Source organism: Enterococcus raffinosus (assembly GCF_019175485.1).
GTDB classification, from domain to species: domain Bacteria; phylum Bacillota; class Bacilli; order Lactobacillales; family Enterococcaceae; genus Enterococcus_A; species Enterococcus_A raffinosus.
The window spans coordinates 541,745-565,393 of record NZ_CP072888.1; the positions used below are offsets into that span (position 1 = coordinate 541,745).

The following is a 23,649-nucleotide window of genomic DNA, read 5'->3' on the forward strand; positions in this document are numbered from 1 at the left end:
CTTAAATATTTTGTGTAGAGTCTTTTTCATCAAGGTTCATTCGTTTCATCAGGACGGACTTTTGCAATCAAGGAACGGACAAAGGATACGGCTTTTTCACCAAAGTTACGGACAGGGAAGGTTCTCAGTTTTAATGCTTGCCATTCAGGTGCCATGAAGTAATCCTGAAAATAATAAAAGAAGCGCTTCATGGTGCGAGTGGCTTTGGTGTTCATAAAAATCTCACGGACAAGATCCTTCAGAATGAAGGCAAACTCCTCCGCACCTAGCTGATGCCGTACTTTCAAAGTGAGAATGTATTTGATGGTTAAGCTGCTATTTTGCGTACTGTAATAATAGTCTTTGATGCGTTTTTCTAAGGTTGTTGATTTTAAGTTGAACAATTGGCGGTACGAAAGAACTTGTTCATTCATGGGATCTCCTCCTTATTTTTGGTTTGAAAGATGATAGATAATTCTTCTTAAAACATTCGGCCGATGACTATAAGATAAAGCATTTCAAAAATAAAAGCGAACCTCAAAAATAACACTTTTCCCCTCAAAATTGCACGTTTGAAACGAAAAATTAGGCTTTTCAGAATGTAAACAAGCTATTTTGAGGGGGAAATAAAAATTTTTCGGTTAGAGAAAAAAACATAGATGGTTTATAATGAAAGATTTTCTATTTTTCGAATGTAGGTGTAAAAGAACTCATAGAAAAAGCTGATCACTTAATTTGCAAAGTGATCAGCTTTTTCTATGTATTAAGGGTATAGTCCTTTGAATTGATTTCAAACATAACCGTTTACTAAAAGTATTAGGATAAGTAAGGGAACCAAAATGTGACATGTAATTAAAATAAAGAAAGAGAAGGCTCTTGTAATTACATTCACAATTTAATGACAAAAAAACATTATAAACATATAATACAAACGCATCTTCTGTTTGGGTAAAAGATATTTTATCGCGAGATACCTTATTTATTAGATGCTGTTACATTTGTTTTTCGTTCGAAAATTTTACTTAGTCTTATAAAAAACTAGAAATATACAAGATGCATTAAAATAAAATAACTTATTTATTCAATACATCAAAAACAATTCATAAATCAATTATATATTATTAATTATTAATAGGCAATATGAATCATAAAAATAATTATATTTATACTTAAACATGATAAAAAGTTGATAGATAAGCTCGTTTTATTGTTTTTTAAATAAGAATAGTAAAAAAATTGAAATTAATACACCGTCAATTAAGCCGTCAATATAGGAGGAACTTTTTCATGCGTAAAGGTGAAAATATCTATTTTCGAAAAGATGGTCGCTGGGAAGGACGTTTTCCCAAAGGCAGAAAAGCCAATGGCCACATCAAATATGGCTATGTCTATGGAAAGAGCTATACCGAGGTGAAACAAAAAATATATCCCCTTCGAATTCATTATCAATCCTTACAGAAAATCCAGGGCACTTCTGCCGAAACCTTTGAGGAGTGGGCGGAGGAATGGTTCAATGAGGTACAGGATGAGGTTAAACCATCAACGCTCTCAAGCTATCACTACAAATTAACGAAGTATGTTTTTCCAATAATGAGGACTGTTCCTTTGAATGAATTATCGATAGAGTCTGGTCGAATGCTCCTTAAAAAGTTGCAGGAAACATTGTGTCGTTCCACGGTCCAGGTCATTTTTCGAATACTCAATAAATGCCTCAATCATGCGAAAAAAAAGAAGAAAATCACTATGAATCCTATCTCTGAACTAAAGGTTCCAAAAGCAAAACAACGAAAAGTTCAAGCATTGACCCGTTCAGAACAGAAAAAAGTTATGGAGGTTGCGGTCAAAGAAAAGAAAGGGTATGGCATCCCAACACTATTGGCTCTGTATTCTGGGATGCGAATTGGAGAGATTGCTGCTCTAAAATGGACAGATATTGATTTTGAATCCAATTTGATAGTAGTCAACGATACCTACCAAAGAATCCCGACGATTGCTCTTAATAGAAGGACACAATTGGTTTTAACAGATTCAAAAACGGAAGCCTCGGTTCGAATGATTCCAATGAGTAGAACCTTAAAAAAGTTATAACTGAGCCATCGGAAACAGTCAAAAGGAACTTTTGTTTTTTCAACCAACGGACAACCTTGTGAGCCGCGGCTGTTGACATACCATTTCCATCGTATTCGCCAAAAAGCAGAGCTTCCAGCTGTCCATTTCCATCAGCTGCGCCATACATTTGCGACACGCTGTTTAGAGGTCAACAGAGATATCCCGTCGGTTAGTGCATTGTTGGGCCATGCGTCTACTCAAATGACACTAGACACCTATGTAGATGCGATGTTGGAACAACGTTGTCAGGTCATCAAACAATTGGATCGTTTGATCAGTTAAACGCGAATGAAAACATTTTCAAAAAAATTCTTTTTTATTTTGGGGTATTCTTTTTTACCTTTATAAGTAAGCGCTTTCTAAAATAAGATACTCATTTATTGAATAATTATTTTTCAAAAATAATAAATGTTTTTAAAGAAATGCATGTGGGCCATTTAGCAATTATAAATAAGCCGTCATTTCTCGTCAAAAAGTGCGACAATTCTTGATCTATCAAGGGTTGTCGCACTTTTCTAGTTTTTTATAAGACTAAGAAGAAAATAGGCAATAATTTAATTGAAAACTAGAGATTTTAACAAAAATGATGAAGTGATTCTAGCTTTTGAAAGGAGGTATGTTTATCGAAGGACAGACATACTAGTTTTCATTAGTTTCCAATACAGAACTGGACGTAAAAAATCACCATTTGTGTATTGGAAAAAATAAGTAATTAAGAATACGGCGGCAACCTGTTCTTAGTACTTATTTTAACTAATTTAGGAGTGAAAAACAAAAAAAGAGCAAAGGAGTTTAATTATGAAAACGAAAAGAAAATGGATAAGTTGGGCTGCAGTTAGTTTAGGTCTACTGACAATGTTTGGTGGGGTAGCGTTAAGTGCAGGGAGTGCAGTATATGCGGCACCTCCGACACAGAATGTTAGTGGAAATGCGGTATCCGATGATACCTCTAAGCGATCGATTACAATTTGGAAATATGAAATTAATAGTGCATCAGAATTAGGAGAACGCGGTGATGGCGAATCATTGGATCCAGCAGTCGCTCCTGATTTAGCCGGAAAAAAAGTGATGCAAGATGTCAATTTTGAAATTATCAAAGTAAAGGCACTTGGCAATGCGGACTTAACGGATCCTTTGCAACAAGTAGAGGGCACGCATTGGGAAGTGGATACTTCATTCACTCGACAAACTGGCAAAACAGCGGCCGATGGAAGTTTAACCTTTGATGTTGGAACAGGGAAGTCGGCCGATGGGATTTATTTAGTACGAGAAATTACGGATAGCAATGGCGAGTACACCTACACTGATCCAGATTCTGGAGACACAGGGATTAAAATCAACAAACCAATGGACCCGTTCTTTGTTCATTTACCACAAACAAAACGTGATGATACATCTAAATTAATTTATGACGTGCATGTTCATCCGAAGAACATCGTGACAGACACTGAATTGGATAAAACAATTGAAGGTGGGAAAGGTTACTCTATCAGAGCAGGCCAAGATTTTCAATGGGAAGCTACGACAGCGTTACCATCTGGGTTGTTAAGTATTATCGATGAACCAATGACTATTACTGGAATGCATGATCCAGTAACTGGATTGCCAGCAGCTAACTTAGAAATTACTGGACCGTTTCCATATGAATTGTATGCAGATTACTTCCGCATCACCGATGATTTGAACACCAGTATCTTGCTAAAAGACATTGTTGTACAAGTAACGGATGATGACGGTACAACTTGGACAGATTTAACCATTGGGACTCACTTTGACGTTGAATTAAATGGTTCAGCAGTTACTGCTCACCCAGTAACGAATATGACTGATGGAGACGCAAAAGAAGTACAAGTTAGTTTGACAGAAGCTGGTATGAAAAAAGTCACCGAAGATGAAGATACCCATATTCGTGTAATTTATAAAACAACCGTAGAAGAAGATTTCAATGGAAAAATCACGAATAAATATGATATTGATTATTTGATTCCTGGTCAAGAGCCATTCTCTGATACTAGTGATGAGCCTGAATATTACAATGGTGGATTTGATATTAAAAAGACTGATAAAGCAGGAGCAGATTTATCAGGAGCAGTATTCCATATTGCATTAACAGAAGATGATGCAAAAGCGAAGAAGTATTTAGCATCAGATGGAAAATCTTATACCTTAAATGATGATGGCTCTTCGAATCCAGTATTACCAACAGGAGTGAAATACTTAACTTCTGAATCAGATAAAGATGGTAATGCTCATTTTGATGGGTTGAAATTAGATTGGTTTACTGATAATCCTGGAGGAACAAATCCCTCTGATGGAAAACAAGATCCAAATGATCCGACTGAAGCAACGTGGGATGAAGCAGACATTAAAAAATCTTATTGGGTAGTAGAAACCACGTCACCAGAAGGATACGAATTATTGAAGACTCCTAGAGAAGTTGTTGTAACTCCTACTTCACATACAGAGGATGTTGTTGAACTTACTGTAGTAAATGAACCGAAAACCAAACTACCATTCACCGGTGGTACTGGCACAATGCTAATCATCATCATCGCAATCGGAGCAATCACTATTGGTACAGCAGCAATCGCTATTGATAAAAAACGCCGAGCAGTTTAAAAAGAGGACAGAAAGGAAGGGCAGACAATGCAAAAGCAAATCAAAATAAAGCAATTAGTCGCCGTTCTTCTTCCTATCGTGGTCATATTAGGTATTGTTTATTCAATATCTAATATGATTTCATTGCAGGCAGATGATTCTTCCGCAAAGTTAACAATTATAAAAGCTGAAGAAGATATCACAGGAAAAAATATTAACATTTCAGATACCCTAGTAAATTTAAAAGTGACAGCAAAGGTCAATCAACTTTATCGTTTACCAAAAAATGAAAAACTTAGTATTTTTTCAACAGATTCAAACTCCCAAGAGCTTTTGATTAGAGAAGTTTCTTCTTCTGATTTTGATACGAAAGAAGAACTTGCTATTTTGAATAGTTCGAATGCTTCTGAGAAAGGTAAGAGAGAGTTAACCAGTGAGTTTATTCGGGTGACTGATTCTATAACAGGGGAAGTAACAACTTATTTGAAGCTATTAAAAGATGATTCACAAAAATTATCATTTGCTAGAGAAAATACAAGTGATGAAATTTTGGTTGAATTTGAAAATATGGAAGATAATAGTAAACAAAAATTATTTCATTTTATTTCTCCGAAAATTGAAACTGAACCAGACGTACAGAAAGAAACAGAAGGGAATAAAGAGCCTGTACAGAATAAAGAAGAGGCTGAAACCAAGCCATTAACTGGTAATGAATCAATTGAAGAACTTGAAAAAAGAGAGTACTCAGAAAATGAATCTTTTAAACCAATTGAACTTCCCTTAGATGAAAGTAAGAAAACTAAAAAAACTAAAGCTGCTAGAGATGCTTCTCCTATCAATGTCACTGGTGCAAAGTTGACTGTTCGATCTGGGACAGCAGGGTTTGATGCTCCTAAAGATGGAAATACCGATCCTGGTTATGATGCGAACGACACAAATGACTGGGTGCGAACATTTGATTCTAACATATACTTGCTAACTTTTTCACTTGAAGGTAGTGATCCAGGTATCACATATTCGAATATTAAATATCGAGTTGATATGGATTTGCCAAATGCGTATGGATTCGATACCTCAGGCAAGAATCGAAATAATTTTACAATAGTAACCGATGAAGCTAATGGACTGAAAACAGAAAGTGATGGAACTAAAACGGAGAATGGCTATGTTGAGTCTACAATTAATTCAAATGGACAAATCCTGTTACCTATTTTTGTAAATGTTCTTGGAGCTCAACACGATACAAAAATCAATCCTAAACTGAAAATTACAATCATCAGTGCCACCAATGATAAAACAGGTGCTGAAGAATCATTTAATAAAGTTTATGATGAAAAGAATCTGTCAGCTTTAGCAGTTCCAGAAAAGAAAGTTTCTGCGAAAGCTTCTTTGACAACTTCACTACAAAAAGGAATGCAGAAAAACTTTGGGGATACAATTTCTGGCGGAACATGGTCTTCATCAAGTAGAAATAATTGGCAAGTAGCTGGCATAGGTGTAGGGATTAAGTTGAAACCATTATCAGGAAGGGCAACTGATGACTTTCGTGGAACAACTTTTCCAGTTGGAAAAATAAGTTTTACGATTAATACATCAAAGAATTATTACAAGTTATCTCCTGATACTGAGGCAACAGAGTATTCGGTTCCAACAGGTACAAGTGAGACAGATACTACGAAAGCTTATCCAATAAAAATTATTGCCGGAAGGTCTGGTTCTCTAGATACTACGCCTTCTAATTGGGATTGGCTCAAACACACGGGTACCTCTAGAACTCTTAACATTGATAAATCAGTTTTAACAAAGGCTATACCGAATGGAAAAACGGGATCTATTTATCACGAAACACCAAGTACCCTTGATAAATCGGGTATTGGTGTTTACGACACAGGTAATGTTGATGTAGTAACAGATACAAAAGTAGAGATAGAGGATTACGAGCCGATATGGAATCCATATACCTACAATATGGATGAAACCGCCGTTAATAAAAATGATAAATATTTTGCTTCGGTATCATTGCTTGTGGAGTGGAGCAATCTATATTTTTCAAATATGAGTCAAAGTGTTAGATATTATTATAGCGATTTAGCTGTTTCAAATTTAAGTTATGAAACTGAAAGTCACGCTGGAGAAGGTAATTCCACATTTAGTGTCTCTAACAGTGAGGTAGGACTATCACAGTTCATACTTTGGGTTAATCCTAATGATGGAGAAACACAAGGAAAGGATATTGAAACTAATAATGAAAGATGGATTACTTCTGGAAGTGGAAAAATAGCTAAAGGATATCGATTTGATCTAGCTATCCGATATAGGGACGGTCTCTTTAAAGGATATAAATCGAAGAAAATGGTTGCGTACGCTAGATGGAATGCTAACTCTGCGAAGTATGACCCTAGTAGAAATCCTTTTCTTACTAAAACTACAGGCTATGTTGAATATCAGTATGGAGTAAAGAAAACTGCTAATCCCGCTCCAGATCGTAATTCGCTTACAGAAGCAGAAATAGATGATCAATACACTTGGCATGCAGATCTTGACACTGCTTTGAAAACTGGCGAAATATCAGCACTTAAGATTACATCTGACCGAACAAATCCATCTGCTATGTTTGAGTATTCTATTTCTCTACCCGTTGTCGCAACAGGTCCGATCAATAGTGCTTCAGATAGTACAGGAAACCGTAACATTGCCTTATATAACACATTTAACCGTTTTGTTAAAACAGATGGAACTGTAGAAACTAGTTCAACCCCTGGAAGTGGAGATGTTTATGAACCGACCGTCTTTGATGATAAGGGAAATGTAATAACTACTCATCGTGGTAAGTTAAACGGGGTGACACATACAAATAATACTTCTAATATTGGGAGCTATGGTGACTCATTCTGGATAAAGGGAGTAGGGATAACTACTACTACTAAACCAGAAAAGGATATCTATAAAACTGATGAAAAAGTTAGATGGAAAGTGACTGGTAATGTAAGTGGTGGAAACGTCGACCACACGGTTACGTTAAAAACAACGATTCCCAAGGGACTCTCATATGTCAGCGGCTCAGAAGAAATCACTGATGGAACATTAAAATCAGAAAATGTTGTGACGAATGGTGATGGAAGTACCACTATTACTTGGGTGATCGAACAAGTGAATGCAAGTAAGCATGTGCCAGAGGTAACATTTGAAACAAAAGCAGATGTCACCAAATTAACATTCACTGATTCATCAATTTCGGAAGTTACTGCTTATACTATTGGGGAAATATTCGTGACAGGAAGCCCAAGTGAGAAGGATGATTCTCCTGATTTTGCTAGAGAATCCTCTGGAAAAGTGCAACTTTATCAAATGCAGAAAATATCTTTAGAGAAATCAGTTAGTCCGGATAATATTGAGGTTGGCGACAACGATGACGCTAATAGTTCAGCATCTACGGATATTAAATACAAAATAAAACTAACGAATAATAGTTCGGATAAGCTAGTGAACGTAAGAGTATTAGATGTATTGCCTTATAACGGTGATTCACTTGGTACTGATTTCACTGGCACTTATTCGGTGACCGGAATGCGATTTATACAAGGAAATGGAAGAGTAACCTATACAAATTCTCGTCCGCCTGATGCAGAAAATCGAGATCCAAATTCTATAACCGGTTGGGGTGCATATGTTCCGGGAACATCAAATGTTTCAACGATCAAGAATGCACAGGCATTCTTGGTATCTTTAGATGAAATGGCTGTGGAGGAAGAACTTGAATTTGAAATTACCATTTCTCCAACGGGGCAAAAAGCAGGCGATCTTTATCGCAATAGAGCTAGTTTCAATAGTTCAATTGATCTACCAGTTAAGAGCAATACAGTAGAGACAAAAGTTTTTAGTCGTGATCTAACAGGATACGTTTGGTATGACGATGATTATAACGGGTTGATAGATTCAAGCGAAACTCCTGTAAGTAATATTGGCGTGAAATTATATCGAACCAGTCTAGAAAATTCCTCGTATAAAGAGAAACTTGTTAAAGAAAGTTTAACGGGTCAACAATTTATTGATGGTGCCGGAGATTCATTAATTAAAACTGGGACTGATGGGAAATATAAATTTGAAAATCTTCCTGAAGGAAATTACATTGCGGAATTTATGGTAGGTGATTTCGTTGTGACACAGAAGATTGCGATCGTTACTAAGGAGTGGCAAGGAACGGATACGTCGTTGAATTCAAAAGTAGATCCTGATTCGAATTCAACTACAGCGTTTAAGACTCCTTCTGATTTCAAGGATCCGAATACGGGGTCACTTTATTTCAATCATCCTGAATTAGATGACTTGCCGACACTTTTAACTGGTACAGATAAAGTTCATCATATTACCGATGTCAACGCCGGACTCACACGTCTATCAAAGATTCGTCTCTTCAAGTATGAAGAAGGAACAGTCATTGACGCAAACAAAAACGGAACATTGGAACCCGAAGAAATCGAAGCGAAATCAACCAATGCTCTAGAAGGTGCCGAGTTCCAATTGTACAAAGGAAAGAAAGACGATCCTGATACGATCAAGGATGAAAATAAAATCGGTAGTCCTGTTGCAACAGGAAGCGATGGTTGGTTAGAGTTCGCTAGTCTACCACCAGGGTTTTACACAATCGTTGAAACCAAAGCACCAGCTGGATTTGAATTACTGAAAAATCCGATTGAAGTGGAAGTCCCGACCTATAACTATATCGCGATCGTTCACGTTCCTGACAAAGGCCAAACCAAATTGCCATTCACTGGCAGCACCAAGGCGATGCGAATCATCTTGATTGCAGCTGCCTGTCTATTAGTAATCGGTATGTCCGGTGTCTTCTTGCATTTTCGACCAATCAAAGGAAAGGGAGGAAACTAAAATGAAAAGAGTACGTCGTTTGTTGTTCTGCTTGTTTGTTTTCTTCCTGAGCTTTGATGGGATGGTCACTGCTAATGCCGAAGCAGAGGTCACTGAAAATACAGGGTATAACATTTACATCCAAAAATACAAGATTGAAGATTTTGCTAAAATCGCAGATACGATGCCTCTGGATGGGACAAAGGTGGACCAAGTGAAGGATGCCGAGGGGAAAGCACTCGACCCATTACCTGGGATGTCGTATGAGATTACTCGGGTAACACCCATCCAAGGAGCCTCTGGTTTTGAACCTGTCCAAGGGGATGGGGCTTTTCACACCACCGTAACAACAGATGAAAAGGGACTTGCTCATGCAGGGAATTTGGCGCAAGGAATGTACCAGATCGTCGAGAAGGAACATGCAAAACTAAAGGATGTCATGGAGCCAGTGGTTGTGGAATTGCCTTTTCCTCAACAGACGGGGGAACCGTTAAATGAAGTGTATATCTATCCGAAGTCCAGTGTGGTAGGTGATACCCCTAAGTTGCCTGTAACCAAAGGACCGGATGGGACCCCGATCGAAGTGGATGAAAAAGGGGAAATCAAACGATTGCCGCAAACCAGTGGAAACATTGGAACAGCTCAAGTGTTGATGTGGATATTGGCGATGATCATTGCCATGGGAGGGGTCGGTATGTTCAGTATCCATCGGAAAAAGGATGTTTTTTAAGAATTTAGTTTATGCATCATTACTGAAGAAAGAATCTTAGATGCGTACGTTTTCGTATCTGCGATTCTTTCTTTCAACTTGTGAATCTCTATTGGAAAGAAGGATCAGTCATGAAGAAACGAAACAAGCCAAAACGCAAGCATTCTTTTTTAAGAATTTTTGCACTTGTTATGATTATTGGCGGTATCTTAACCCTTCTATATCCAATTGTAGGGAATTACTTAGCAAATCGTGAACGAAGTCAGGCTGTTTCTGAATACGATGACACGATGAAAAAGATGTCACAAAAAGAAAAAGATGCGCAATGGACTCTAGCCAAAGCCTATAACACGTACATTTACAATAAGCAAGGAGGATTACCTAAAGGCGATCCAGTGGTTTACAACAAGATCATGAAACAAGGGGATGTCATGGGAACCGTGGATATTCCCGCGATTGATATCAAACAAATGCCTTTTTTTCACGGCACATCATTCAAAACCCTAGAAAAAGGGTTGGGGCATTTTGAACCGACCTCGATTCCAATTGGCGGAAAGAATACGCATTCCGTGATTACGGGACATAGTGGGGTCAAGAATCAAGTGCTGTTTACAGATATTCGAAATCTAAAAGAAGGCGATTTGTTTTTTATCAATATATTAGGTAAGCGCTTGGCCTATGAGATTGATTCCTTTGAGGAAATTCTGCCAAGTGATGTGGATAAGGTCAAGATTTATAAAGGAAAAGACAAGGTGACCTTGTTAACATGCACACCGCCTGGGATTAATACCTTTCGCTTATTAGTCACGGGGCACCGTATTAGCTACAAAGCGGCCGTGCAGAAGAAAGTGAAAAAACGGAATACATGGAGTTATCAAAACATTGTTTTAGCAACACTTGGGTTGAATGTCGCAATCTTTGCCTTATTGATGGGCTTGTATCGTCGTTTCATCAAGCGTTTCCGCTCCGACGATCCCATGGTTGCAGCGAAAGCTCGAAAGAACTTGAAGCGATTATTCCTAGTCACGAAGACGCTCTTTATTATTCTGTTTGTGACGATGACAGCGGTACTGGTCACGGCCATCTATGGCTATCTCCACATGGAACAGGAGCCTGCCTCTGCAGCCGTAAACATTGGTAAAAAAGGAGAATTAAGTTCTTATAACCTCGATAAAATTGAGGAAGCGAATTATGAAGAAAAACAAATAGCGAGCGTTAAAATCTCTGATTATGCCAAGGCCAAGTCGGTAGTACAAACAACAACGAATAATTGGGGCATTGGAAAGATTGTGATCCCTGATGTGTCTATTGACCTTCCAATACTGGCAGGGATGGCGAATGAAAACTTGTTGACTGGGGCGGCGACCTACCGCTCCGATCAACAATTAGGTCGAGGGAATTATGTGGTGTTGGCACACAACATTTTTGATAAGGATGTGCTGTTACATCGCATTCAAGACCTGAAAAAAGGTCAGCTGATCTATGCGACAGACTTCAAAAATGTCTATATCTACGAGGTTTCTTCGAACAAGATTATTGAAGAGACAGAGGTCTCTTATGTGGAAAAGGAGCCGAAAAATGGTATAGCCAAAATCACTCTCTTACGCTGTGAGGGAGATATCGGAACGATTTATCGGCGTCTTGTTCAAGGAAATCTCAAGAGTGTTCAGCCTCTACAGGATGCCCAGAATGAGCTGTTCAAGCAAATGAAGCTCAAACGAGAGGATGGAAAAATCAACGGGACAATCTTGGCGGACGATCCAGTATCGGAATCTGAGCGTGTGAGTATGACCTTGGCTGCCAAGATTATCTCTGACCCGATGCAGACAGTCATTCCCTTGTTCTTACTCTTTTTATTACCGATATTATTCTTTAGTTTGATCTAGAAAGGAACAAATGCATGAAAAAGATAGTAATAGGTATTTGCGGACTGCTTGTTTTTATTGGCGGATTGGCTGGTTTACGAAGCGGCGCATTAAAAGCAGACGAGCTGACCAAAGAATCTTCTTTAATAGTAGAAACAAGTCCTAGTGAAAGCTCTATACCTGTACCAGACAGCGGTGACGGTCCCGTAAATGAAGGGGTTGAACCTGAAGGGGATGTTCAGGAACCGGTGATCACACCAGAGGTTCCGAATACAGAACCATCAGAATCGTTAGTGCCGCCAGTTAGTTCAGATATAGAAAATCCGATTTCATCAGCATCCGTTCCGCCTGAAAACAGCACGGTAGACTCATCTGTCAGTACGAGTTCGACACCAACATCCTCGAGTTCTAGTACAGGGAACAGTCAATCGAGCTCGAGTGCTTCGTCTAGCAACGAATCAACTTCAAGCACGACAAAGCCGAGCACTTCAGCGACGAACAATACGAAGCCTGTAGAAACAACTTCAAGCACGACAAACTCAAGTGCAGCGATTCCTAGCAGCACAGCAGGAAGCCAAGCATCTACGAACCGGAGTCAAGAGGTGCCGAAACAATCTGCCTCTCCTGTGGTTACGCCAGAGGGACCAACGACAGCAGCTGGGATTCCAACTGCGCCCAATACGGCAAGTGTACAGGCAAACTCGTTTGTGGCGCCAACAGCGCCTGCCGCCTTTTCTGAAACGAGTACCTTGAATCTGCCAAGCGAGTTGAAAACCACGAAAGTGGCTCAATCTGACTTGAAGGGCTTTGAGTTGCCGCTGTTAAGCAGTTTTGAAAACAAGGCGCAGGCAGCATTGATCTACGAAGGAATTAAGCAGCTCGGGACAGAGCAAGAGGAAGGTTACAGTGCGGAGCAATTCGCGTCAGACATTTATCAGAGCCTATTTCACTTAGAAATAAGCAATAATCCAGAAAAGCTGCCGGAAGAGATTACGGTAGGTAGTCTGATTTATCAGAAGAACGAAGACGAAAATAGGTTATTTGGAATTTATATCGGCGACGATTATTATTTATCGGTTGATGACGTGGAAATTGAAAACGAAACGGATTCGACATCTGATAAAAAAGAAACCCAACGTCAAGTTGTTGTGGAAACTCTCGACGTAGAAGAGGATCTTTTGGCTCAGGATTTCCCTGAAGCAGTACTGACTGATTACGGAGAACAAGTAGTAGCAGAGTATCCGGCTTCTATGAACATCACGGAAAACGAAAGCGCTAAGAGCTTTATTGAGACTATCGGAGAGGACGCTCGAACATTGGGGCAAGAATATGATGTGTTTGCCTCTGTGATGATCGCTCAAGCCTTATTGGAGAGCGGGTCAGGAACGAGCACATTATCGTTAGCGCCAAATTATAACTTGTTTGGTATTAAAGGAACGTACCAAGGACAAGCTGTTTCGATGGCCACTCAAGAAGATCGAGGGAATGGAGAACTCTATTCGATTCAATCCTCTTTTCGAAAGTATCCAAATTATGCGGCGTCTCTGGGGGATTATGTGGAATTACTGCGTGGCGGAATTTCAGGAAATGACAGCTACTATAAACAAGCATGGCGATCCACCGCTAAGAACTATCTGCGTACAACGAATGCGTTGACAGGAACTTACGCAACGGATACAAGCTATGGTCGAAAGCTGAATTCGATTATTGCTTTGTACCACTTAACGCAATACGATCAGCCAAAAGTAGAAGCAACCGCCTCAGGTATCTTTATCAAAGGAAAAGAGGAGATACCCGAAGAATACCGCAGCCGTATGAAGTATCCAGATTTCAATGGTGTGAACTACAATACCTCAGGCTCTTACCCAGTCGGTCAATGTACCTGGTATGCCTTCAATCGTGTGAAGCAGTTAGGAAAAACTGTCGACGATTATATGGGCAACGGGGGGCAATGGGCAGCAAAAGGAAAAGTCTTAGGCTATGAAGTCAGTCGAAAGCCCAAAGCAGGCTGGCTGATCTCCTTTAAACCAGGAGTGGCTGGTTCTGATCCCCGTTACGGACATGTAGCGTTTGTGGAAGTTGTCCGACCAGAAGGAATCTTGATTTCAGAAGGCAATGTTTATGGTGGTACGGTCATTTCGTATCGAGTGATTGATACGGCTTTAGCAACTTCGGACCAAGTAACCTATATAAAAGCAAAGTAAGAAAAAAGGAGCACCACGACCTATGGCAACCGTTCGATCGCGTCAAACAAAAAAAGAAGGAAGTCCTCCACAACGCTCTATTGCGAAAAGTTTGATCCTTACCATACTAACGCTTCTTCTACTAGTAGTTCTGTTTATTTCTGGACAACTGGTGCGAAGAGAATATAGTTTTCATCCAATCTCTGGAACCTCCATGAATCCGACGTTAACGGAAAAAGACATGGTCTTAGTGAAAAAGCAAACCTCAATCCATCGGTATGATGTGATTGCTTTTTCCGTGAAAGGAGAGGAGGGGAAATTCGTCAAGCGAGTGATTGGAGTACCCGGCGATACGATGTTTATTCGAAATGATCGGATGGTTTTAAATATTGGGGAACACGGAGATTTTGAAACCACCTATACGTTTCAGCTCTCTCCGGCAGTCGCTGAAGAATTTCAAGACCTGACAAAAATTCCAAAAGGACTGTATTTTACAACAGGTGATCACATTGATGTATCGAAAGACAGTCGAACATTTGGATTTGTTTACAAAAAAGAAGTAGAGGGAACCGTTCAATTGCATCTCCCATCGGTAATCGGAAAGCAGGCGGATAACGAATGAGAAAAAATACCCTGCTAGAGGGGAGTTCAACATGGTCATACTAGGAATAGTCAGCACAGCATTAGTCATTTTAGCAATTATTTTCATTTTTATACGCTTATTGTTTGATTTGCGATTCACATCGATACAAAAGGAGCCTGATCAATCCCCGTTATTTCGAAGGAAAATTAGTTATTTAAGAAGGATTGAACAGGATCGGCACATTCGCTATTTACTTATCAGCAGTTTAACTGTTGGGATCGCGATAATGCTCTTACTTGTTTCTTTTCTGCTTCTAGCGAAGGATTATCAGCGCACTCAAAGGAAGAATGCTCATTTAGAAAGTAGAGTCGAAGATTTAGCGCAGCAGCAAGAACAGTTGGCTGCCAGTATTCCTTTAAAGAATTATCCAGAAGAGGGGATTGGGCTCAAAGATTATGACTGGAGTAAATGGGCGGCGGAAGAAAAAGATTCGGATGTACAAAAAGAACTTGAGTCTGTTGTTTCGCAGACGATCGTGCCATATTTTGGTTCGTTTCATCCCCTCGTTTCATTGTCTATTCCAAAAACGCTCTCGATCCAATTAAAGGGACAACTAAATGACGATGAGAGCAAAGAACGAATCAAAAAAAATTTAGATAACTTTGCGATGGAGGCGGAAGGAATTTCCGAGTTGACCGCTATCCACGTCCGAATTATTTTTTCTGTCGGTCAAGATCAAAAAGAATTATATAACGTGAATTACACTCGCGAAAAAGCGGAGGATACTTTTAATAAGAAGAATGTTTCTGAACAGAAACTAAAGAATGATGGTGAGAAGGGCTAATGGCAGATAATAAGAAAAAAAGAAAATGGCTATCAACGAATGCGTTGAAGGAGTTCATCAATGAGATTACAGAAGAAGAACTTGAAGCAGAAGCGTTTTATAACGAGACAAAAGATACACCGGATTCGGTGGATGACGAAGAGGTTCCAGAGGAGACGATTCATGACACGCAGGCGAACAGTGAACAAGTTTTAGAGCAACAAGAAGAAAAAGAAGTTCCCGTCTCTAAACAACAAGTTGAGAATCAGCGGCTGAAAGAAGAATTAGCTGAATTAAAAGAAAACGCGGAGGCACTTGTTCGTGAATTAGAAGTAGAAAAGGACACGTTAAAAGACAAATTGTCTTTTGAACGAACTCGCTTAGAGGAAGAATTACAGGAGCAAGAGAATTATTGGCAAACGAAATTGGTTGAAATAGATGAAGCGAAACAAGAGAAAGAAGCAACGATTAATCAGCTTCAGCAAAAACTAGAAGATCAGCGAAATGAACTAAGCGAAACGAGTGAGCAGCTGAAAAAGCAAGATACGGAGAAGGAAACTGTCTCAATAAATTTAAAGGAACTCACACAGGAGCTTAAGGAATATAAAAAGAAGTATGAAAAAGCTCAAGAAGAGAATTGTGAAAAGGAAAAAAAGCTTGCTCAGATCAAAGCTGAGACAGCTCATTATGAAGAAGAACTTACTCACTTTGATCAATTGAAAAGAGAATATCGAGAGCTGGAACAAGATTACCAACAGTTACATATAAGTAATCAGAAAAATGAAGCAAAAGTGATGGAACTTCAAGCGGAAAATGATGTGCTCGATGAACTGCTTGAGGAGAAAGATCAAGAACTAGCAGCTGAATTGAAGAAACTAAAGGAAGAAAACAAGAAATACAAACAAACAGTCCAACAGCTAAAAGAGCAAGTGGCTCAAAAGCTTGAAAATGCATTGGAGGAATCACAGATGGCGATTGATGAACAAGGACAACTGTCAGAAGAATCAGTACAAGAAGAAAGAATAGAGACGTTGGAGCAATTAGCAGCAGAAAAAGAAGCCCTCAACAGTGCCTTGTTTGATGCCCATGAAGAAATCGCAAAGCTGGAAGAAAAGACAGTGACGCTAGAACAATTAGAGGCGGAAAAGGAACGTCTAGCCAGTCGCTTAGCCGACGCACAGATTGAGTTAAGTAAGCTGAAGGAACAAAAGGATGCAGAAGATAGTTTGGAATTAATCCAAGCAAAAAAACAGGTCGATGAGCTGATCGAAAAAAATGAACGCTTAAAAAAAGAGGTAGTTCAATCTCAACAAGAAATTGGTGAAGTATTGATTTCCGCTAAAAAGCAAGCAAATCGTACCATCGAAGAAGCACAAGTTGAAGCGAAGCATCTGATTAGTTCAGCGGAGTTGGAATTAGAAAACATCAGTAACCGCGCGAAAAAGATTCTGATCGAAGTGTCAGAGTCACGAAAAAATGTTCTTTCTATCTATGATGACTTGGAGTTTAAGGTAGAAGCACTTTCGAACGGGACACTGTTAAAAGAGATAAAGAAAAAGAAGCAGGATCAGAAGTTGGCTGACTATTTTGATTAAGAACAACGCTAAACCTAACAAAGAAAAGAGGACACAAACATTTTGATCATAAATTGGATAAGCGTTGCACTGGTCATTTTGATATTCATTGTTTGGTTTCGCCGAATAATTATTAAGGTGCAAATACAAAGGTTGAATGTACCGCCGAATACGCCGATATCCTTCCGGCGAAAGTTGGAATACGTCAAGCAAGCGGAACAGGAAAAACATGTGTCGTCTCTGCTGTTTCTGACAATATTCTTGGCTATCGGGCTCCTCTTAACAACGTATGGTCTGTTTAAAGTGGAGGACCAACTGCACACAGTTACCGAAAGAACTAATCAATTAAAAGACGAGTTGTATACGCTAAAAAAAGAGCAAAAGCAAATTATCAATAAACTGCCAATTAAAGCTTATCCCAAAAAAGGAATTGGTCTGAAGGAATATCCGTGGGATGAATTATTCACTGATGATAATCGTGAGAAGCAATACGAAATTGAAAGTGACATATCAACAAAGGTGAGTCCTTACTTTGGCCTATCTACTACACTCATCGTCTTAGATATTCCAACACAGACCCTGAATATTGCACTAGCAGGAGATTCTGGCAGTGAAGAAAACCGCCAACAAATTAAAGACAACGTAAAAGCATTCGCCAAAGAAGCAGAAGACATCTCGAAATTAACTCAGATCACCTTTCAAATGAATCTGATGAATGATAAAGAGAAGAAAAAGACCTATAGTTGTACATTTACTCGTGAAAAAGCAGAGGAAGAGTTCTCATTGATTCAAGAAGAAGAGTAAAGAAAGAGGAGAGGAAGTCACTATGAACGCACAGCAGAAGAAAAATGGTTGGTTTTTCAATAAGAACATCATTGATGAAATCAATTCTGTTCCTGAGGAAGAGATTATGATCGAAGAAAGAGCAAACAGTATTACGGAAAATCCTGCAAAAAAACAGAAGGAAGAGATGGAAGAATTAAAACGTTTGATTTCTGAAAAGGACGAATTGGTTGAGCAAGTAAAAAAAGAAACCGATTTGGAGAAGCAGCGATTAACTAAAGAAACTGAAAAATATAAGCAAGCACTCCTACGAACTGGAGAGGAAAAAGCAGAAAATCGCCGTCATATTCAAGAGTTAGAGTCAGAAGTCCGAAGAAATCGGCAAGAAATTCAACGTTTGCAAGAAAACAAAGAAACTGGCTATTTAAAAGAGCAATTGGATCAAGCGGAAGAAGAAGTAAGCTCATTGAAAGCGTCATTGGAAAACTATCAATCACTAGAGGCAGACCTGCAGGAAGCCAAACAGCAAATGCGTGAGTTAACGATGAACCAAAAGGATCAAGAACTGCACCAACACGAAGTAGTGCAAAAATTTGAACAACGAGTAGATGGTTTACTCAATGATTTACAGGAAAAAGAAGAATTGATTGCTCAATTGGATCAAATGATCGTAGAAAAGGATCAAATGATTTTGGAAAAAGAGGACATCGTTCAGCAATTGATCATTGATCAAAAGCATCAGGACTCCGTCGTTGAAAGTGAACGCATTGCGCAGCTGCAGAATCAGATTACGAGTCTTAAAAATGAGAATGAGCAACTAAAACAAGAAGCCATTCATTCTCAACATGAAATTGGCGAAGTCTTAATCTCAGCGCGTCGCCAAGCAAACCGAATGGTAGAAAAAGCGAAGCTCGATGCGCAGCGAATTGTGAAGGATTCTGAAGCAGAGCTGCAAACAATTCATGATCGAGCGAAGGAAATCTCCTGCGAAGTGGATGAGTCTCGTCAAACGATCTTGAGTATCTATGAAGAGTTGAAAAGTCGAGTGGATCAATTAGCCCAGAGCAACGTTCCAGATCTAGAGGAAATTAAAGGCCGTTATGAGTATCCAAAAGTTTCTGTGATGTCTCGCAAAGAGTTTCAATAATAAATCAGAAAATCAGGAGAGCAATGGAGTAGTCGATTGTAAGAATATTGTTCTCCTTCAAATACATAATGCTTCATAAATCGAGTGAAACATTATTATTAGGGTTTAACTAAAAAGGGGAGATTATCATGAATCAAGTTTTGATTCTGACAAAGAATATTTTAGCCGAACAAGAGATCCAGCAAAAGCTGCAATCATTAAACTACGAGGTCTATTGTTCAGCCAAAGTACTTGAAGACAGTCACCAACAAACAGAAACATTGGACTTTTTTAAGTACTTCCAATTCATTATTTTAAGTGAAACCATTTGTGAGTCAGAAGTAATAGAAATCATTCAACTGATAAAAGATCATTCGATTCGCATTATTCGAAAGGTAGAAACGAAAGTAACAGAAATGGATCACCAATATCTTGAGGAGGAGCTTCTGCATGCGATCATCTCAAATGAAGATTCGGTCGATGAGCTTCGCGAATGCTTGTACGCCTTGAAAAAGGAGCAGGGAGCCAATGTACCAGGCTATGAGAACAAGAAGTACGTTCAATTATCGGATAAGGTTTCCTTGATCAAACCCAATTTATTGCAGACAAATCCCAATTCTCCAGAAGAAAATTATCAGTTTTTGGAAGTGCTGCATCAACTCTCTCAAACCGAAACCAAAATTCTTTTTATTTTGGTTCAAGCCGGAAATAAGGTAGTCACGCGAGAAACAATTTGTCATCAAATATGGAATGAAGATGTCAATAAATCTCATTTGGCTTCGCTTTCTAGTACGGTTACTCGAATTAAAACGAAATTTGAGAGTACCAAATTAACAAATAAAGCCATTCAAACGTTATGGGGGAAAGGGTATCGGATCAATCCGGAATTGTTGGACCGCATTCAAAAAAACGAAACCCTGCATGCGCTTGTTTCTAATGGGTAGGAAATAAGTAACGATACAAAAAATCATTAAAAGATAGGTACCTCGCAAAAGTTCATTTACAAGAACTTCTGCGAGGTATTTTTTTAGAAAAAATGTATGGTTATTTGCTTAACTATCGATAGGGACTTCACTGCAAAGATTTTTTATATTTTATATTTGAAAGTTAAAAAATAAAAAGAAAATATGAAAAAAATTTGAATATTAAGTGAAGAATTGATAACATCTCTTTTGTAAGCGTTTTAAAATAGAGGGAGATGATTTTTTGAAGAAACCGAGTCTAGTAAGAAGTGTAATCACAATAATGACTGTTTTTGGATTTACTTTACCGTCAGGATTAGCAACAGCAGAAACAGTCTCTCATGAGTTGAATCGTACGGTAAGCAGTCAATCGAGTGAAACGTTAGGAAGTACTTCCAGCAGTGAAGCAAACAGTGAAACTGGTAGTCTATCATCGGAAACAGCTTCACCAGCTGAATCGGTGGTAGAAAACAGTTCAGCATCTGAAAAGAACACAAAAAGTTCAACGACAGTTCCCATCCAGATGCTGGGGATCAATGATTTTCATGGAGCATTAAGTACAACCGGAAGTTATTATGGCGCGAATGGCTCTAAAGTTTCTGGTGCAGGGACGGCATCCCTGCTAGCTGCTTATTTCTCACAAGCGGAGTCCAATTTTAAGCAAACAAATAATAAGGGAAAGACACTACGTGTACAAGCTGGAGATATGGTAGGGGCAAGTCCTGCAAATTCAGGTTTATTGCAGGATCAGCCGACAATGCGCATTTTAAATCAAATGAATTTTGATGTTGGAACGTTAGGAAACCATGAGTTTGATGAAGGATTAGGTGAATTCAATCGTATTCTAACCGGGACAAAGCCAGATCCGGATTCTGAATTTTATGACATTGTCAAGAATTATAATAATGACTATACTCAAGATCAACTGAAAGGCGGCTTTGACTTAGTCATTGCGAATGTTCGTGAAAAAAATACTGGGGCTATTCCTTATGGGTGGGAACCCTATACAATAAAGAATGTTGGAACGACTGCTGATCCTATTAATATTGGATTTATCGGAGTTATTACTACAGAAGTTCCAAATTTAGTACTGGCGCAGCATCATCAAGAATATACATTTACTGATCCAGCGGATGAAATTGCAAAATATTCCCAAGAGCTTGTTGGAAAAGGAGTGAATGCAATTGTTGTTCTTGGCCATACACCCTCTGTTCAAGGTGAAGGAGAGTCTGTTAGTGGTGAAGCAGCCGATATCATGAAAAAGGTCAATCAGGTAAATCCTGATAATAGTGTAGATGCCTTTTTTGCAGGACATAATCATGTCTACACAAATGGTGTGGTGGAAAGCACACGGATCGTCCAAGCCACTTCTCAAGGGAAAGGGTATATCGATTTGCAAGGTGATTTTGACACTGATACTAAAGATTTCGCAGAGACACCAAAGGCGACAGTCAATCCTGTTGATCCAAATGGTAGCGTGACACCTGATTCTACAATTGAGGCTATTGTCTCAGACGCGGATAATCGTGTAAAAGAAGTAACAGAAGAAAAAATTGGAACAGCGGATAAAGCTGAAAGTATCACTCGAACTGTTAACGAATTGGGGGAATCTCCTGTTGGAAATCTCATAACGGATGCGCAAGTGTATATGGCAAAGAAGAATGGTGAAGACGTTGATTTTGCTATGACCAATAACGGCGGGATTAGAGATGATTTGAAGGTCAAAGAAGATTCATCCATCACTTGGGGCGCTGCGCAAGCGGTTCAACCATTCGGAAATATCATGCAGATTGTTGAGATGACGGGGCAACAAATTAAAAATGTATTGAATCAGCAAACTTTCAAGTATGACCCAAATGACTCGAGAGGAAGCGGCTATTTTCTTCAGGTTGCAGGCTTGCGTTATACAGTTAGAGAAAATCCTGATAAAAATGATACGGAACATCAATACATTGTTGAGAAATTGTTGAAATCCGATGGAACAGAAATCGAGGCAGATAGAACATATAAGCTAGTCATCAATGATTTCTTATATGGTGGGGGCGATGGGTTCTCTGAATTTACTCAAGCTAAATTGACAGGTGCCTTAGATCCCGATACAGAAACCTTTATCGGTTATATCAAGGACCTAGAAGCAAGTGGCAAAAAGGTATCGGCAGCGATTGAGGGACGTAAAACGATTGTAGATCCTGTGACAGAAGAGACTGAAAAAATCAAAGCAGAAACAGTATTTGATAAATACCGTGAAGGGGATAAATCTCTAACGGGTAAAACAATTCCTAATGGGCTGGTAACTGTCACTTCTGTTAAGACTCGAGCGTTGGCTCAGGTGAGAGCAGATAAGGATGGAAACATCAATCTTGCTGTTGATCAATTAGGTTTGACAGAAGGTCAAGAAATTACTGTATCAATTGAGGGCGAAAACGGCGGTAGAGCAGAATTTCCGATTACTGTTTTAGCGATGGAAACAACTCAAACGACGAGCTCATCAAACGACCCAGCGATTGTTGAAACTAAGCAAATTAAAGAAAAAACAGAAATAAATGACATCCATGAAAAAGATCAATATTTGACTGGTAAAACCATTCCCAATGCGACCATTGAGATTTTTGTAGCTGAGGATAATGCTGTTGCAAAAGCAGAAGGTAAAGTTGCTGTACAGGCGGAAACACCTCAAGTATCCAACGCAGAAGGGAAGTTTGAGATTAATATCCAAAACTTGAATTTAAAAGAGGGGCAAAACGTCATTATCTCAATCACTGGACCAAATGGTGGACAAGCAAACTTCCATAAGACTGTTTTGGCGGAAGTGGGCGTCGATCCAGCAGCTGATGCAGAGTCAGCAAAGATAAAAAAAGAAACGACACTAAATGATTTTTATGAAGGTGACGCGCGATTGACGGGTAAGACGATCGTAAATGCCGCAGTAAATGTATCCATTGATGAAAGTGGAAAATTTGTTCAAGGGGAGTCTGATGAAAAGGGCAATATCATTATTGACGTTAAAGAATTAAATTTGAAAAAGGATCAAAAATTTACAGTGACGGTCTACGGATCAAAGGGTGGTCAAGTGAGTTTTTCAATGACCGTTTTGAAGCGTGAAATTACATCGAACGTTACTGGCGGAGGAAATACTAGTCAGAATTGGTTAGATAGTGCATGGAAAAAGGTCTATCCAAATACTGGTGAAGGCGAACAACCAATTTTTGTTGTTTTAGGAATGGTTGCTCTAGCGGCTAGTGGATGGATGTACTTCAAGAAACGATAATAAAAATTAGCCGAATCTAATAATGGATTCGGCTTTTTTAGCATTTTTTATTTTTTTGAAGAGTTATTGTGAAGTATTTCTCTTTCGATTATACTCTTAATGATAACGCTTTTAATTTTTAGGAGGTGGAAGTTTTGTTTATGTATCAGCTGTGAGTTTGAGTGAACGGTGGACTTAGAGTTTCTAAGTCAATGAGTAAACAGAAAACCCCTCCTTTCTTT

General features: G+C 38.9%; 13 protein-coding genes and 1 pseudogene. 13 read left to right on the forward strand and 1 reads right to left on the reverse strand.

The genetic code is table 11. The features are described from left to right. Nucleotides 1-29 precede the first annotated feature (29 nt). On the reverse strand, nt 30-413 hold the full coding sequence (locus J9537_RS02685; RefSeq protein WP_218256649.1) for a hypothetical protein: 384 nt from the start codon (nt 411-413) through the stop codon (nt 30-32). 853 nt (nt 414-1,266) lie between these two features. On the opposite strand from J9537_RS02685, the pseudogene J9537_RS02690 reads away from it, so the two are divergent. From J9537_RS02690 to J9537_RS02750, 13 genes and pseudogenes are all read left to right on the forward strand, one after another. Then, nucleotides 1,267-2,370: pseudogene (locus J9537_RS02690) on the forward strand (tyrosine-type recombinase/integrase). Nucleotides 2,371-2,886: 516 nt separating this feature from the next. Then, nucleotides 2,887-4,707 (forward strand): SpaH/EbpB family LPXTG-anchored major pilin, encoded by a 1,821-nt coding sequence (locus tag J9537_RS02695; protein ID WP_218256650.1) that lies wholly within the window; start codon nt 2,887-2,889, stop codon nt 4,705-4,707. Nucleotides 4,708-4,734: 27 nt separating this feature from the next. Then, a complete protein-coding gene (locus J9537_RS02700; protein WP_218256651.1) occupies nt 4,735-9,573 on the forward strand; it encodes a SpaA isopeptide-forming pilin-related protein in 4,839 nt (1,612 codons plus the stop codon). 1 nt (nt 9,574) lies between these two features. Then, complete coding sequence (locus J9537_RS02705) at nt 9,575-10,282, forward strand: pilin N-terminal domain-containing protein (protein WP_218256652.1); 708 nt, start codon at nt 9,575-9,577, stop codon at nt 10,280-10,282. A gap of 110 nt (nt 10,283-10,392) precedes the next feature. Continuing rightward, nucleotides 10,393-12,147 carry a sortase family protein gene (locus J9537_RS02710; protein ID WP_218256653.1) on the forward strand — a complete coding sequence of 585 codons (1,755 nt, stop codon included), beginning with the start codon at nt 10,393-10,395 and terminating at the stop codon, nt 12,145-12,147. A 14-nt stretch (nt 12,148-12,161) separates the two neighbouring features. Further along, on the forward strand, nt 12,162-14,330 hold the full coding sequence (locus J9537_RS02715) for a glucosaminidase domain-containing protein (RefSeq protein WP_218256654.1): 2,169 nt from the start codon (nt 12,162-12,164) through the stop codon (nt 14,328-14,330). A gap of 22 nt (nt 14,331-14,352) precedes the next feature. Then, a complete protein-coding gene (lepB, locus tag J9537_RS02720) occupies nt 14,353-14,931 on the forward strand; it encodes a signal peptidase I (protein WP_218256655.1) in 579 nt (192 codons plus the stop codon). 31 nt (nt 14,932-14,962) lie between these two features. After that, nucleotides 14,963-15,736: a hypothetical protein gene (locus J9537_RS02725; RefSeq protein ID WP_218256656.1), complete on the forward strand. Its 774-nt coding sequence runs from the start codon at nt 14,963-14,965 to the stop codon at nt 15,734-15,736. Then, entirely contained in the window at nt 15,736-17,310 is a 1,575-nt protein-coding gene (locus J9537_RS02730; protein ID WP_218256657.1) for a coiled-coil domain-containing protein, read from the forward strand. Before J9537_RS02725 ends, J9537_RS02730 begins: the two co-directional genes overlap by 1 nt. Before the next feature lie 42 nt (nt 17,311-17,352). Next, on the forward strand, nt 17,353-18,093 hold the full coding sequence (locus J9537_RS02735; RefSeq protein WP_245001280.1) for a hypothetical protein: 741 nt from the start codon (nt 17,353-17,355) through the stop codon (nt 18,091-18,093). A 22-nt stretch (nt 18,094-18,115) separates the two neighbouring features. Beyond that, complete coding sequence (locus J9537_RS02740) at nt 18,116-19,219, forward strand: coiled-coil domain-containing protein (protein WP_218256658.1); 1,104 nt, start codon at nt 18,116-18,118, stop codon at nt 19,217-19,219. A 128-nt stretch (nt 19,220-19,347) separates the two neighbouring features. Further along, entirely contained in the window at nt 19,348-20,142 is a 795-nt protein-coding gene (locus J9537_RS02745) for a helix-turn-helix domain-containing protein (RefSeq protein ID WP_218256659.1), read from the forward strand. A 262-nt stretch (nt 20,143-20,404) separates the two neighbouring features. Further along, entirely contained in the window at nt 20,405-23,428 is a 3,024-nt protein-coding gene (locus tag J9537_RS02750) for a 5'-nucleotidase C-terminal domain-containing protein (protein ID WP_218256660.1), read from the forward strand. Nucleotides 23,429-23,649 lie beyond the last annotated feature (221 nt).

Bases quoted from the DNA above. Each gene is read 5' to 3' on its own strand.
- J9537_RS02685 (WP_218256649.1), bottom strand. From the start codon at position 413: ATGAATGAACAAGTTCTTTCGTACCGCCAATTGTTCAACTTAAAATCA.
- J9537_RS02695 (WP_218256650.1), top strand. From the start codon at position 2,887: ATGAAAACGAAAAGAAAATGGATAAGTTGGGCTGCAGTTAGTTTAGGT.
- J9537_RS02700 (WP_218256651.1), top strand. From the start codon at position 4,735: ATGCAAAAGCAAATCAAAATAAAGCAATTAGTCGCCGTTCTTCTTCCT.
- J9537_RS02705 (WP_218256652.1), top strand. From the start codon at position 9,575: ATGAAAAGAGTACGTCGTTTGTTGTTCTGCTTGTTTGTTTTCTTCCTG.
- J9537_RS02710 (WP_218256653.1), top strand. From the start codon at position 10,393: ATGAAGAAACGAAACAAGCCAAAACGCAAGCATTCTTTTTTAAGAATT.
- J9537_RS02715 (WP_218256654.1), top strand. From the start codon at position 12,162: ATGAAAAAGATAGTAATAGGTATTTGCGGACTGCTTGTTTTTATTGGC.
- lepB (WP_218256655.1), top strand. From the start codon at position 14,353: ATGGCAACCGTTCGATCGCGTCAAACAAAAAAAGAAGGAAGTCCTCCA.
- J9537_RS02725 (WP_218256656.1), top strand. From the start codon at position 14,963: ATGGTCATACTAGGAATAGTCAGCACAGCATTAGTCATTTTAGCAATT.
- J9537_RS02730 (WP_218256657.1), top strand. From the start codon at position 15,736: ATGGCAGATAATAAGAAAAAAAGAAAATGGCTATCAACGAATGCGTTG.
- J9537_RS02740 (WP_218256658.1), top strand. From the start codon at position 18,116: ATGAACGCACAGCAGAAGAAAAATGGTTGGTTTTTCAATAAGAACATC.
- J9537_RS02745 (WP_218256659.1), top strand. From the start codon at position 19,348: ATGAATCAAGTTTTGATTCTGACAAAGAATATTTTAGCCGAACAAGAG.